Below are 15112 nucleotides of genomic sequence, written 5' to 3'. Positions count from 1 at the left end.
AATCCAATGGGATGGTGAAAATGGTACTGTAAGCAATTCCACCTTTAACAGCAACACTGCAAGGAAATTTGGTGGAGCCATCTATTATAATGGTGCGAATAATACTGTAATCAATTCCACCTTTAACAACAACACCGCAGAAAATGGTGGAGCCATTAGCTGGCCAGCTAGCTATGGAACCATTAGCAGCTCTACATTCAACGGCAATAGCGCAGGAGGTGAAGGTGGAGCAATCACATGGTATGGCAAATATGGAGCTATAAGCAACTCCACCTTTAACAACAACACAGCAGAGGATTGGGGTGGAGCCATCATATGGATTAGTGAAAATAGTATTATAAGCAACTCTACATTCAACAACAACACTGCAGAAAATGGAGGTGCAATCAGATTAGGTGAAAGAAATAGTACTGTAATCAATTCCACATTCAACAACAACAAAGCAAACAGAGGTGGAGCCATCACAGTATATTCACAATATACTCCAGTTTCCTCTTGCTTATTCATAAACAACACTGCTACAAGTGATGGAAGCGTTTACTATAATTATTTCTGGGGAAATAGCGATGCTAATTTCACAAACAATATCCTGTTAGGCAACGGTCCTAATGAAATCTATTACCAGAACTTTGAAGGTTCCAATGCTGACAACAATTGGTTTGGAAACAATGCAAGCAATTATGACCAAAAACCATATGACAATTCCAACACCTGGCTCTTCATAAACGGAACAGCAAACCCAAATATTATTGGAGTTTCAGATATCAGAAATCATATTTAAGCTATATTCATATGATGGACGCGAAATATCAGAATATGATAATAGTATTTTATACCCTATCAACTTAAGTTTAAGTAAAACAACCGGTTCTTTAAACAAAGATACCTCAACATTATCTGAAAAAATCACATTCCAATCTGAAAGTGAGGGAAGCGCCACTGTAAGTGCAAAAGTGGAAGATGTTCAATACAATAATGGTTAGGGACGGAACAAGTTTCTGGGACTTAAACAGAACCATAAACGGCAACAACAACACTGAAATCACATTAAACAAGAATTATACCTACGATCCCGAAATAGACTCTGATTTCATAAATGGAATCATAATCAACCGCCAGGTAAGAATAAACGGAAACAACAACACAATAAACGGGTTAGACATCGCACGTATTTTCCAAATTAATGCAAATAATGTAATCATCAACAACATAAACTTTACAAAGGGAAAAGCAAACGATGGTGGAGCTATCTATTGGGGAGGCAATAGAGGTACTATAAGCAATTCCACCTTTAACAACAACACTGCAAGAAATCAAGGAGGAGCTGTCTATTGGAATAGCATGAATGGTGCCATAATTAATTCCACATTTAACAACAACACTGCACCCTATGGAGGAGCTATCTATATCAAGGGTACAATGAGCACTGTAAGCAACTCCACCTTTAACAACAACACAGCAGACTATGGAGGAGCAATCAGCGGGTATGGTGCAAATGGTGCTATAAGCAATTCCACATTCCACAGCAACAATGCAGAATATGGTGGAGCCGTCAACTGGTATGACAGATATGGTCAGGTTTCCTCTTGCTTATTCATAAACAACACTGCCATAAGGAATGGAAGCGTATACTATAACGGTTTTAGTAGAGAAGGTCGTTCCAATTTCACCAATAATATCCTGTTAAACAATGGCCTTGGAGAAATCTATTACGAAGTCTTTAATGGTTCCAATGCAGACTACAATTGGTTTGGAAACAATGGAAGCAATTATGACCAAAAACCATATGACAATTCCAACACCTGGCTCTTCATAAACGGAACAGCAAACCCAAACAGCATTAATATTTCAGACATATCTGAAATCACATTTAAGCTATACTCATATGATGGAAGGGAAATAAGAGAATATGACAATAACCTCTTATACCCTATCAACTTAAGCTTAAGCACAACTATAGACACTTTAAGCAAAGATACTGCAGGATTAAATGAAAAAATCACATTCCAAGCAGACAATATTGGAAATGCCATTATAAGTGCAAAAGTGGAAAATGTTCAATCAGACATAACAATAGAAATCATAGACGGAATGAGCTTCTGGGACTTGAACAGAACCATAAACGGCAATAACGACAGTGAAATCACATTAAACCAAAGCTATAGATACAATCCAAAAATAGACTCTGATTTCATAAATGGAATCATAATCAACCGCACAGTTAGAATAAACAGAAACAACAACACAATAAACGGATCAGACATCGCACGCATTTTCGATATTACTGGAGATAATGTAGTCCTCGACAACATAATCTTTACAAACGGAAACGCAACCGCTGATACCGTTTATGATTTTGGCGGAACTATCCTATGGAGTGGTGCAAACGGTACCCTAAGCAACTCCACCTTTAACAACAACACCGCAGAGTATGGTGGAGCCATCTTTTGGGATAATAAAGACGGTGCTGTATGCAACTCCACATTCAACAACAACAATGCAATAATGCATGGTGGAGCCATCAATTGGAATAATGTAAATGGTGCTGTAAGCAACTCCACATTCAACAACAACACAGCAATCAAAGATGGAGGGGCTATCCTATAGAATGATGATTATGGTGCTGTAAGCAACTCCACATTCAACAGTAACCATGCAGAAAATGGTGGAGCCATCAACTGGTATGGCAAATATGGTAATGCTTCCTCTTGCTTATTCATAAACAACACTGCTACAGATAGTGGTAGCGTGTATTATAACGATAATGATGAGAGCACTTACTCCAATTTCACCAATAACATCCTATTAAATAATAGTCCTGGTGAAATCTATTACGAAGTCTTTGAAGGTTCCAATGCAGACTACAATTGGTTTGGAAATAATGAAAGAGATTATATGGAGAACCCATATGAAGAATCCACTGTATGGCTCTTCATAAATGGAACTGCTGACCCTGAACAAATCTCTATTTTAAGCACTTCAAAAATAAGATTCAAGTTATATGCTTATAATGAGGACACAGGAGAAATAACTGAATTCGATGATCAAATGCATCCGGTCAATCTAAGATTGATTTCAATCAATGAAATCCTCAGCAACAATACTGTAGGCTTAGGAGACAATATCACATATTCTCCAGAAATCACTGGACCAGGAAGCGTAATTGCAATCATAGAGAATGTAAGATCAACAATCACAACTGAAAACGTTAAGGGAAATGCAGGATTGGAAGTTTCTCTCGAGACCAAGATAATTGATTATGGTGAAAACGCAACTATAATCCTTGAATTCGATTCAAGAGTAACAGGAACAGTCAATATCACACTGACAGGTAAAAAATATGAAATAAACATTACAGATGAAGAATTAAAAGAAGCAATCCCAATTTCAGGATTAAATCCAGATAAATACACAATCACAGTTTCATACTCAGGAAACAGCAATTTCAACCCAGAGACAAAAACTGCAAGCTCAACATTAACTGTAAACAAAGCAACCCCTACAGTTAATGTCCAAGATGCAAGTACAGAATGGAATGTTCCTGTAACAATTCCAGTATCTGTTGAAGGCATTGAAGGACTTCCTGCTACAGGTATGGTAATAGTAACTGTAGACTGGGCAGAAGACAGCGAAAGCAAAGTATACTACCTTGAAGATGGCATAGAAAATGTCACATTCAAAATCGATGAGACTGTTGGAAAATGCAAAATCACTGTAATGTACTTAGGTGATGAAAACTACAATGAAGCAAATGCCACTGCAACCCTAACCATCACAGGTTCTTCTGACTTGAAATTAGAGGTTACTGCTAACGAACCTGCATTTGGGGAAGATGCAATCATTACCATTAAAGGAAAAGACGGTGAAGGAGCTAATGTACCAATCGTCAAAGCAAACATTACAATTAATGGCGAAACCACAGAAGTTGACGTTGCTAGAAATGGAAGGGTAAACCTCGGCAAATTAGCTGTTGGAAACACTGAAATCACAGTAGATGTAAATGATGGCATACATAAAGCTGCCCAAGCCAAAGTAACTGTTACAGTTGTCCCTGCAGGAGGCCTAAATATAATAGTCGAAGCAGAAGATTACCTAATCACAACTGATGGTAAATTGACAATCACCCTTAGCAATGAAGCACATGAGGTCATCTCAGGAACTGCAACTATAGAAATTGATGGCAGAATCTATAAAGAGGATGTGACAGTTGAAAACAACAAGGCAACAATCCAATTAACTGGATTAGCAGCTGGCAAACACATAGCCAAAGCCACATTTAGCAGCCCTAACTACCAAGCTGTTGACAACTTCACAAGATTTGCAGTAAGCAAGGCAAGTCCAACAATAAGCGTTGAAGACACCACTACAGAAGGGAATGTACCTATAACCATTCCTATTTCTGTTGTAGGTGTTGACGGAGTTCCTGCTACAGGCACTGTAATAGTAACTGTTAAGTGGCAAGATGATGATCTAACTGAAACATATGAACTTGAAGATGGTGGAGAAGGGGCTACATTCAGAATCTATCAGACTGTTGGTGACTGTGCTGTTAGTGTAAACTATTTAGGTGATGAAAACTACAATGAAGCAAATGCCACTGCAAAATTAACAATCCCCGAATCTACAGACTTAATTGTAGAAGTGACAGACAACAGCCCTATTGAAGGCCAAGACTTAATAATAACAGTCACTGCAACTGACGGCAGAGGCCAAGATGTTCCTATCACCAAAGTCAATGTAATCATTGACGGTGGAGAAGCTCAGGAAGTTGAACTTGATGAAAATGGAAATGCAAACCTTGGAATATTGCCAGAAGGCCCACATACAGTTGTCATTAGCGTAAATGATGGTGTCCACAAAGAGGAAACAGTTACAAAGGAAATATTCGTAAATCCAACTGAAATCACAGCAACTGAAATTGTTGTCACTGTAGAAAACATTAGCTATGGTGAAAAGCCAACAATTGAATTTACATTTAAAGACACAAAAGGAACCCCATTAAGCGGAAGCCTTAATGTAACTGTTGCAGATAAGGAATACCCAGTTAGAGTAAATGCAGAAGGCAAAGGAACACTCATTATTCCAGAGATTTTACCTGCAGACACTTACCAAGTTGTAGCCGTCTTTGCTGGAAACAAAACTTATGGAGAATCCATAGGCACTGCATACTTCAATATAGCCAAGAATGCAACCATGATCATCTTTGAAAACATGCAAACCAAAGCAGTTGATCCAAAACTAGATGGAAAAACAGGTGAATGGTTCTACTTCACATTAAAAGATGCAAATGGAAACCCAATAGCAAAGGCACCTATGGAAATTGGATTCAATGGTGTTGTATACACCTATGAAAAAGATGGAATCTGTACCGATGAAAATGGTGTTGCCAAATTGCAAATCAATCTTGGATACAAAGGGAATTATACATTTGCAATATGCTACTTAGGAAACCAAAGCTATAATGCATCTTTTGTTGTTGCTAAGATTTCAGTAAGCTGTCAAACTCCAACAATTACAGTTCCGAACAAATCCTATGCAGCAAGTGCAACAACCAAAACATTAACTGCTACATTTAAGAATGAACATGGAAACCTCATTGTAGATAAGTGGATCAGCTTCACAGTAAATGGCAAAACCTACAAAGCCAAAACCAATGAAAAAGGTGTAGCAAGCGTAAATGTAAGCATAAGCCAGAAAGGAACTTATACAGTTGTTGCAAAATGGGCTGGAGACTCAACCTACAATGCAGTAAACAAAACAGCAAAACTAACAATAAAATAAAAAAAAAAAAAAAAAAAATCAAGACTAGAGTTATTATGCTCTAAAAAAGCTTGATTAAAAAAATACATATTTTTCTAGGGGGAACAAAATCCCCTCCCTTTTTTTTAATAAACTCAAAAAATTAAACTTATTTTACAATTATTAACCTATTGAGTACTCGCCAAAAATATATTTTTATAAAAATTTGTTTCTTTATTTTTAAAATAAAGGGTTTTTAGAAGTTTTTTGAAATGATTTTTATTCTTTTGGCAGACACTCATATTATAAAAAAAATAGGGTGAAAAAATTAAACAAAATTATGAACCCATAAACAACAACGGAGTAATAGATTTGTTGCGCAGACAAAACGAAGGAACAATATCCTATGAAAAAAAGCGAAAAATGGGAGATGTGAGATTCGAACTCACGAAGCAACTAATGCATTGGGACCTGAACCCAACCCCTTTGACCTCTCGGACAACCTCCCAATATGAAAAAATAGGGTAAAATAAATAAAACAAAATTTAAGCCCAAAAAAATCAAGCAAAAAAATAAAACAAAATTTAAGCCCAAAAAAGCAAGGAAAAAATAAATAAAATAAAATATAATTTAAATTTTTAATTTAAAATCCTATTCTACACAAGGGTCTAAATTAAACTTATATCTGTATTCCTGATTTACAATGTTGGAACCTTCAAATCTTCCATCGATTATGCTTGAAATCTTTTCAATTGCATCAAGGGAAAGTTCCTTTCCTTCTCCAATTCCGAAGAAGAAAGTGATGACATCATCAGTTACAAGATAATTTAATTCAAAATCTTCTTTTTCTAAATCTTCTTTAAATACTAAAGAAAGTTTATCTTCGATATTTTTATCAAGGTCTGTCATGATTTCACCTCAGTTTAGGGTAATATTACATTAAACAATAAGATTAATAAACTTATCTATCAACTTATAAATAACAAAATGATAATGTATACAAGTATTTTCGCATTCTGATAAAAATCAATCCATAGGGCTTTTAAAACAATGCGGAAAACATCAAAGCATAAATGATATTTTAAAGTATTACAAGAAAAATCAAATCATAAATGACATTTTAAAGCACTGGCAAAACATCAAAAAGATAAATGACTTTTTTAAATCACTACACCGAATATCAAATCATAAATGACTTTTAAAATCATTGCACCCCATCAAATCAAGGAATTACACACAAACCCCCATTTAATCCATATCCAAACTAAAGTTTAAGCTTGGAGTTGCATGGGTTAGTGAACCTAAGGAAATGATGTCCACATCCAAAGGAGCATAATCCAAAATGTTATCCTCTGTAATGCCACCGGAAATCTCAATAAGCACATTATCCCTTAATCCCTTCTTCACTAAAATGTCTAAAGTGTTTTGGGCTTCATCTGGAGACATATTATCAAACATTACAATGTCTGCACCATTTTCACAAGCGATTATTGCATCTTCAACTGATTCCACTTCTATTTCAATCTTTTTAGAGAAGCTAACATTTTCCTTTGCAAGCTTTAAAGCATCTTCTACAGAGCCGACAACAGCAATATGATTATCCTTGATCAAGACCATATCATCTAAAGCGGATCTATGAGGGTCCCCACCTCCAATGACAATAGCTAACTTATCAAATTTTTGAAGTGCAGGAGCAGTTTTACGGGTTCCTGCAACTCTGATTTTAGGATTCACTTCTTTCACTTTAGCTACAATTCGATTTGTTACAGTAGCTACACCAGACATTCTCATAAGGAGATTCAATGCTGTACGCTCTAAAAGAAGAATCTTTCGAGCATTTCCTTCAATCTCTAAAAGAATATCTCCTTTAGCGATTTTGTCTCCATCATTTTTAGAAGAAATAATTGTTATACCATATTCTAAAAACATCTCTTTAATTATTTCAATTCCTGCAAGGATTCCATCATCCTTTGAAATTAATTTAGCATAAAAAACTTTATTTTCAGGAATCAAAGCATTTGAAGTAATGTCTCCAAATCCTTCATCTTCTCTAAGCATGTATTTTATTATTTCATCCATTTTTACACCAAGATTTTAAAAACTGAATTTAATTAAAATAATATATGTTTGATAGCATTAATATATTTTATATATTTAAATTAACAAAATAATATTATAATAATAAAAACAATGAAAATAAAGGTCATTGGATTAATAATTGTTGGTTATTTTAAAAAATAATTACGAACTAAAGTTAAAATTATTTAAAAAATATTTTAAACTAAAATAAAAGTATTAAAAAAAATATTTTAAAAATTAAGTAAAAATTATTTAAAAAATATTTTGAAACTTAAGTTAAAAGTATTAAAAAGATAATTACAAACCAAAGTTAAAATTATTTAAAAATAAACTAAAGACTAAATTTTATAATATTTAAAAAAATTAAGTGATTTTATGGAAATTACATTCTTAGGAACATCATCTGCTGTCCCTACTAAAACAAGAAACCATGCAGGAATTATATTGAAATATTTTAAAGACACAATGCTCTTTGATTGTGGAGAAGGAACACAAAGACAATTGGCTTATGCTAAGATAAGTCCAATGAAAATAGACAAGATATTCATCAGCCATCTCCATGGAGACCATATATTAGGCTTGGCAGGATTGATTCAATCAATGGGCTTTAGAGGCAGAACTGCTGATTTGGACATTTACGGTCCTAAAGGAGTGGAAAGATTGATCTATACAATCTCCAACTATGGATACTACCAAATCAATTTTCAAATAATTCCTCATGAGATTGATGAAGGAACAGTTGTGGAAACAGATGAATATATCATAAAATCAATTCTTGCTGAACATAATATTGACAATATATCCTATTCAATCTATGAAAAGAAAAAGCCTCGTTTCTTAAGGGAAAAGGCCATTGAACTTGGAGTTCCAGTAGGACCTGCTTTTGGAAAGCTTCACAGAGGAGAGGAAGTTGAAGTAGATGGAAAGATCATAAAGCCGGAACAGGTATTGGGACCTCCAAGAGAAGGTAAAAAAGTATGCTATTCTGGAGATACAAGACCTTGTGAAAAGCTTATTGAACTTGCAAAGGGCAGTGATGTTCTAATTCATGAAGCAACTTATGAAGAGGCAGACAAGGACAAGGCAATTGAACATTGCCATTCAACTTCAAAGGAAGCTGCAGAAATAGCTAAAAAGGCTGATGTCAAATTATTGGTTTTAACACATATAAGCACAAGATATACAACTGACATAAATATAAAAAATGAAGCAAAGGAAGTATTTGAAAATACTGTTGTAGCAAATGACTTTACTGAAATCAATGTTGGAAAAGATAAGACAACAATCAATTTTAAAAACATATTGACCGTAAGCAATGATGATGAAGACAATAATGACGAATAATGAATAGGTGAAATAATGGATTACGGCTATGAAATATTAAAAATACCATTTAATCATCTTAGCATGGTGAATATAATTTATATTTTGCTTATCATAATCGGTGGAGTAATCATCTTTAGGATAGGGGACAAGATATTAAGCAAAATGGAGCATGAGTTTGATTTAAATCTTACTGCACATTATCTGTTTAAGGACATTTTGAAATATACAATTATCATCATAGGCTTTGCATGGATATTGCATATTTTAGGAATCAATTTGGAAAGCATTGTAATCAGTTTAGGTGTTGTAGGTATTGTAATAGGTCTTGCATCCCAAGACATCGTTTCCAACTTCATTTCAGGAATATTTATAATAAGCGACAATAAGATCCAAGTTGGAAGAGTAATCGAAATCAATGGGTTTAAAGGAACCATTAGAAAGGTTGGATTTAGAAACACTCACATGATAAACCAGGACAATTATGAAATAACCCTTCCCAATTCAGTCCTATCCAAAAACATCTATAAACTCTACAAGGAAACTGAAGACTACAGGCTAAGAATCAATGCAGTATTGCCTCATGGAATAGACATATACCAATTTAAGGAAGAGCTTGACAAAATCATGTACTCATATGATTGGGTTGTTAATGATAAGACATCTCTTTTTTCAAAGGATTACACGGAATGGGGTCCTAAGGTAGAGGTGAGCTACTGGATAAAAGAATACAAATACATTGATTGCGGCAAAGTAAGAATATTGGAAAACATCAATAGATTATCTGATGAATATAGGAAAAACAACTAATGAAAATTAAATAAAATTAACCAACTATACAAAAACAACTAAAATAAAAATAAATAAAATTAACCAACTATACAAAAACAACTAAAATAAAAATAAATAAAATTAGCCAACTATAAAAAAACACTTAATGAAAAAACAAATTAACAGTCAAATAGGAAAAATTAATGAAAATTTAAACAATCAATTAAAAATAATGAAAAAATTAATGAAATTAAATAATAACAATCGTTAATTTTTTATAAAAAGACTTATAAAAATAATATAAGGTAAAAATAAAATAATTTAATCAAATTAAAGATTAAAAAAAATAATTTAATTAGGTTAAACAATAAACAAATAGTTTTATTAACTTAAAAAATAAATTAAAAATAGTAAACAAAAAATTAGAATTATTTAAATTATCAAAACAAAAAAGGGTAATAACATGACAAATGAATTACAAAATGAAATTCTTCAATTAAAAGAGGAAAAAAATGCAATAATCCTTGCACACAACTACCAAACAAAGGAAATCCAGGAAATCGCTGATTTTCTTGGAGACTCTTTAGAATTATGCATTAAAGCCAAAGAAGTAGATGATAAGGAAATCATTGTCTTCTGTGGCGTAGACTTTATGGCAGAAACTGCCTATATGTTAAACCCTGACAAAAAGGTTTTAATCCCAGATATAGAAGCAGAATGTCCTATGGCACATATGCTCACTGGAGAACAAGTCAAAGAAGCTAAAGAGAAATATCCTGATGCAGCAGTCTGCTTATATGTAAACAGCCTTGGTGAAGCTAAAGCACAAGCAGATATCTTATGCACCTCTGGAAATGTTAAGAAAGTTGTAGACAGCATAGAACAAGATACCATTCTCTTTGGACCAGACACCAACCTTGGAGATTTTGTACAGCCATTCACTGACAAAAAGATCATTCCAATCCCTGGTGATGGACACTGTTATGTTCATAAGTTATTCCATAAGGAAGATATTGAAGATGCCAGGAAAAAATATCCTAATGCAGATATCATAATCCACCCAGAATCAAATAAGGAAGTTCAAGAAATGGCAGATTATGTTTTAAGTACTGGTGGAATGTTATCTCACGTTAGAGACAGTCCAAAAGACGAATTTGTCATTGGAACTGAAGTAGATCTCATTACAAGACTTAAATCAGAATTCCCAGACAAGACATATCACCCATTGCTTGAAGGTGCCATCTGCGGAACAATGAAACTCCATACTCTTGAAAAGGTAAGAGACTGCCTTAAAAATGAAGAGCCAATGATTGTTGTTCCAGATGATATAGCTGAAAAATCAATCAATGCAAATGAAAGAATGCTTGAAGCATCTAAATAAAAATAGTAAAAAATAATCATAGATAAAAAGAAAATTTCTTTTTATCATTCTCTTTTTTATAAAAATTTAAATCAAAAAAACTCTTTTTTAAATAAAACTCCTTTTAAAAAATATTCTTATTTATTTCCTAAAAAAGAATAGGATTTTCAAAATCATCAATACTTTTCAAAATGAATTTTGCTCTTATCAAAGTCTTTTTCGCTATATCCTTGTTTAAATTCTCCTTTACCTCCTATAGCTACAAGATTCAATACTGCAAAATCATCAGGAATATCCAATAATTCACGAATTTCCTCATCAGAAGACTTTCTCTTTCCAGAACGATTACGTATATGAACCCAGCAAGCGCCAAGACCATACTGTTCAATAGCAAGAAGAATATATGCAGAAGCAATTGCACCATCCTCTATCCAAAACTCACCACGATTAAGATTTACCATAACAACAACGACAGCACTTGCACCAATGATTTGACTTCCACCTAAACTTTTGCAAGTCGCCAATTCCCTAATGGTATCTGGGTCCTTAACAATGACAAATTCCACAGGACGATGACCAAAGGAACATGGTGCAGTAAGTGCAACTTTCATAATTTCATCAAGTATTTCAGAATCTATAGGTTCCCCACCATATTTGCGAATAGACCTTCTGGATGCTGCCAGTTCAAATAAATCATTTTTCATACAATAGCTCCAAATATTTAAAAAAAAAGTTCAATATATTTAAAATAAAAAAAGTAAAACCTATTTCATGTCTTCCAAAAAGCTTGCAATGAAATAAGTCATTTCAATCTCTTCATTTCATATCTTCCAAAAAGCTTGCAATGAAATAAGTCATTTCAATCTCTTCATTTCATATCTTCCAAAAAGCTTGCAATGAAATAAGTCATTTCAATCTCTTCTCTTTTTATAAAGTCATCAAGCTTAAAATGTGCATCATCTGAAGCGAATGGGAAGAATTTTCTAGAATAAAAGATATTAAGCAACAAATCACCATCTTCCACAACGGTTTCTCCTTCCAGATTATTTAATAAAAAATCCAGTTCCTTTTCAGTTAAACCAGATGCCCGATAAGTTACATAGTGCATTTCATCCCCAGTTTCGCCATAATCTTCAACTTTAACACTTAACATACTATCACTTCAATTACAATATAGAATATGGTTTTTTAAATTATAATAATTTTCTAAATTTATTTATATTTCAAAGATTTTAATTAAATTAAGAAGAATTGATTAAGTCCATAAGTCTGTAATAAACATAGGACTTGCATCTTCTGCCTTTTCAAATCCGCAATGTTCATAAAACTCTACTTCATCATTATAGGAAACGACAACAATACGTAAATAATTCTTATACTTATCAGTCACTCTTTTAAGCATTTCCTTGCCTATGCCATTTCCTTGATAATCAGGCCTAATCAACACATAATGAACATAGGCAGTCATGATTCCATCATCCATAGCGCAAACCATTCCTACAAGCTTATCCCCATCCCATGCAGAACAAACTGTTTCAAAGTTTTTCATTGCAATGACAAGCTTATCTGGAAAATGACCTGAAGACCAGTCAACTGATAAAAATAAATCCTTCAAATCCTCTTCATTAAAATCATGAGTATCTTTGTAAGTTATTTTCATAATAACACCATTAAAATAATTTAAATAAACTATTAGAATAAACTCTTTGAATAAATTATTAGAATAATTATTGAATAATATTGAAGAAAATAAAAAAAATCATTAAAATAAAAAATTAAAGAAATTTTAAAAGATCAAGCATCCCTAAATTCCTTGATGAACTCTTCCACATCATCTTTTATTTTAAACAATTCATTTGAACCTACATGTCCCATGCAAGAGTCAAAAATAAGCAACTTATTATCCTTAATCATTTTGCTCATTGGAATTGCATCCAAATTTGGTGGGAAATACTGATCTTGATTAATGGCTATTATCAATACCTTTGCAGTAATATCTCCTAATTGCTCAGTCAAATCATAATCCATTGAAGACTTGTTCATATAAATCAAATCATTAGGATCTTCCTCTAAGCTTTCCTCTGCAAATTCAGCCATAGCTTCCATGATTTCATCATTGCTCATGTTGTTTCTGTATTCCTCTCTTGACAATCCATAGCAATACATTGCATCTGAAGAAAGCTTTAGGCTTCTTTTCAATGAGTCTGAAAGAGGCAAATCATAGGCCCCACCATTATAATCAGGGTCTGACTCCAAAATATTATTCATTATCTTGGATAAAGCATAATTATGCCCACCTACCTTAAAGCTGCTTACAAGTGAAACAATAAAGTCAACAGAATCTGGATAAATGCATCCCCAAGTCAATACTTCAAATCCACCCATTGAGTTTCCAATAAGCCCTTTTACATGGGTGATTCCAAACTTCTCTTCAATAAATTGCTTTTGGAAGTTTACCATGTCTTCTACATCATATTCTGGAAATTCATTCATCAATCCAGTAGTGGAAGGGCTGGCAGAACCTGGAGAGCCAAGAGCACTTAAGGAAATGAAAAAGAACTTATCTGTGTCAAATATTTCTCCACTGCCCATATCTTCTGAAATGCGCCTTGCAGAGTGGCAACTTCCACTGGAACCATGGAAATAAATTACAGCATTTGAAATGACTCCATCTTCATCATATTTTGGAGTTCCAAAAGTGATATATTCAACGTTTGTATCTTTTAAGACTTTTCGGTTTTTAAATTTAAATTCATCAAGAGTAAAATACTCTGCTTCAATAGCTTCTACATCAAACATGATACCGACCATTAAAAAAGATTAGAAAAATAGGAATTCCTTATCATTAAAAATAGCTTTTTATTCTAAACCTAAAAGCTTAGCTGCATTTTCATAAAGAATCTTATTTCTTTCTTCATCTGTCAAATCTATCCTATTAAACATTTCCATCTCAGATTTAGAAGTCCACATGGGAAAATCAGTTGCCCACAAGACCTTTTCAACACCATAGCCACGAATCAAATCCCTTGCAGTTTCAGGAGATAGTGAATATAAGCTTGAGCTTGTATCAACATATAAGTTAGGCATTTTCGCCAATTCTTCTGTAGCCCTTTCCCACATGCTCCATCCAGCAAAATGGGCTCCGATTACAGTTATGTCTGGGAATTCTTCAAGGAATGGCTTTAGCTGTTCCGGATTGGAATAATTATATCTGAAATCACCACAGTGAATCATCATAGGCAAACCTCTGTCACTAATTGCCGCTCCCATCCTAAATGCCCTTTCAGCATTTAAGGCAAATTGCTGGAAATCTGGATGAACTTTAACTCCCTTAAGGCCAAGCTCAATTAAATAATCAAGGTCTCCTTCAATATCTTCACTGTCTGGATGCAATGATCCAAAACCTGTAAAAATATCTGGATGTGACTTAACTTCCCCAGAAATAAATTCATTGATTGATTTGACCTGCTTTGGAGTGGTTGCAACAGAATGAACTAAATAGTGTACAGCACCTACAGTATTGCCATCTTCAATTAATCCTTCAACAGTTCCATCTAAAGACATGTTCAAGTCATAAAAATCCTTTATTCCATCAACAGCCCTAGGTGCAATCTTAATTGGATAAATATGGCAATGAGAATTAATTACTTTTTGCATATTAAATTAACCGCCTATAAATCATTAAAAAAAAAACTTTTTAAAAAATATTCAATTATTTTTTATCCCTATTAATTAATATGTATCAAATCATTTAAAAAATTTTATATAACCATATTAAGTGATTTGATAAAAAAAAAAAAAAAAAAATAAAAAAGATTTGAGTTTTAGAATATTTAGAAT

At 33.3% G+C, this 15112-nt stretch carries 13 protein-coding genes and 1 pseudogene; 7 read left to right on the top strand and 7 right to left on the bottom strand.

The features are described 5' to 3' along the window. Position 1: 1 nt before the first annotated feature. From QZV12_RS13735 to QZV12_RS10720, 4 genes and pseudogenes are all read left to right on the top strand, one after another. Positions 2-445, top strand: a pseudogene (locus tag QZV12_RS13735) (right-handed parallel beta-helix repeat-containing protein); the annotation flags it as partial. Between the two features lie 304 nt (positions 446-749). Next, entirely contained in the window at positions 750-983 is a 234-nt protein-coding gene (locus QZV12_RS10730; protein ID WP_295621540.1) for a hypothetical protein, read from the top strand. Continuing rightward, positions 976-2607 (top strand): hypothetical protein, encoded by a 1632-nt coding sequence (locus tag QZV12_RS10725; protein WP_295621538.1) that lies wholly within the window; start codon positions 976-978, stop codon positions 2605-2607. The genes QZV12_RS10730 and QZV12_RS10725 overlap by 8 nt, the downstream gene beginning before the upstream one ends. A 141-nt stretch (positions 2608-2748) precedes the next feature. Then, entirely contained in the window at positions 2749-5781 is a 3033-nt protein-coding gene (locus tag QZV12_RS10720; protein ID WP_295621536.1) for an Ig-like domain repeat protein, read from the top strand. Between the two features lie 609 nt (positions 5782-6390). Here the strand turns inward: QZV12_RS10720 and QZV12_RS10715 are convergent. Both QZV12_RS10715 and nadC read right to left on the bottom strand, forming a co-directional pair. After that, positions 6391-6648 (bottom strand): hypothetical protein, encoded by a 258-nt coding sequence (locus tag QZV12_RS10715; RefSeq protein WP_295621533.1) that lies wholly within the window; start codon positions 6646-6648, stop codon positions 6391-6393. A 339-nt stretch (positions 6649-6987) separates the two neighbouring features. Beyond that, a complete protein-coding gene (gene nadC / locus QZV12_RS10710; RefSeq protein WP_295621531.1) occupies positions 6988-7818 on the bottom strand; it encodes a carboxylating nicotinate-nucleotide diphosphorylase in 831 nt (276 codons plus the stop codon). A gap of 375 nt (positions 7819-8193) precedes the next feature. On the opposite strand from nadC, the gene rnz reads away from it, so the two are divergent. The 3 genes from rnz to nadA all read left to right on the top strand — a co-directional run bounded on the left by rnz (position 8194) and on the right by nadA (position 11293). Beyond that, entirely contained in the window at positions 8194-9162 is a 969-nt protein-coding gene (gene rnz, locus QZV12_RS10705; protein WP_295621529.1) for a ribonuclease Z, read from the top strand. 15 nt (positions 9163-9177) lie between these two features. Next, positions 9178-9951, top strand: a complete 774-nt coding sequence (locus QZV12_RS10700; protein ID WP_295621527.1) for a mechanosensitive ion channel family protein — start codon at positions 9178-9180, stop codon at positions 9949-9951. Positions 9952-10375: 424 nt separating this feature from the next. Next, entirely contained in the window at positions 10376-11293 is a 918-nt protein-coding gene (nadA, locus tag QZV12_RS10695; protein WP_295621525.1) for a quinolinate synthase NadA, read from the top strand. 155 nt (positions 11294-11448) lie between these two features. On the opposite strand, the gene QZV12_RS10690 is transcribed toward nadA, so the two are convergent. The 5 genes from QZV12_RS10690 to QZV12_RS10670 form a co-directional block, all read right to left on the bottom strand. Further along, the gene (locus QZV12_RS10690; protein ID WP_295621523.1) at positions 11449-11976 is read right to left on the bottom strand and encodes a nitroreductase family protein; all 528 of its coding nucleotides are present in this window, start codon (positions 11974-11976) and stop codon (positions 11449-11451) included. A 164-nt stretch (positions 11977-12140) separates the two neighbouring features. Next, positions 12141-12425 carry a DUF5750 family protein gene (locus tag QZV12_RS10685; RefSeq protein ID WP_295621521.1) on the bottom strand — a complete coding sequence of 95 codons (285 nt, stop codon included), beginning with the start codon at positions 12423-12425 and terminating at the stop codon, positions 12141-12143. 102 nt (positions 12426-12527) lie between these two features. Next, complete coding sequence (locus QZV12_RS10680) at positions 12528-12932, bottom strand: GNAT family N-acetyltransferase (protein WP_295621519.1); 405 nt, start codon at positions 12930-12932, stop codon at positions 12528-12530. A 134-nt stretch (positions 12933-13066) separates the two neighbouring features. Continuing rightward, complete coding sequence (locus QZV12_RS10675; RefSeq protein ID WP_295621517.1) at positions 13067-14071, bottom strand: alpha/beta fold hydrolase; 1005 nt, start codon at positions 14069-14071, stop codon at positions 13067-13069. 60 nt (positions 14072-14131) lie between these two features. Further along, positions 14132-14929 carry an amidohydrolase family protein gene (locus QZV12_RS10670; protein WP_295621515.1) on the bottom strand — a complete coding sequence of 266 codons (798 nt, stop codon included), beginning with the start codon at positions 14927-14929 and terminating at the stop codon, positions 14132-14134. Positions 14930-15112 lie beyond the last annotated feature (183 nt).

The sequence above is a fragment of the uncultured Methanobrevibacter sp. genome (assembly GCF_902769175.1).
GTDB lineage: Archaea > Methanobacteriota > Methanobacteria > Methanobacteriales > Methanobacteriaceae > Methanobrevibacter.
This window is presented reverse-complemented; position numbering and strand designations above follow the sequence as displayed.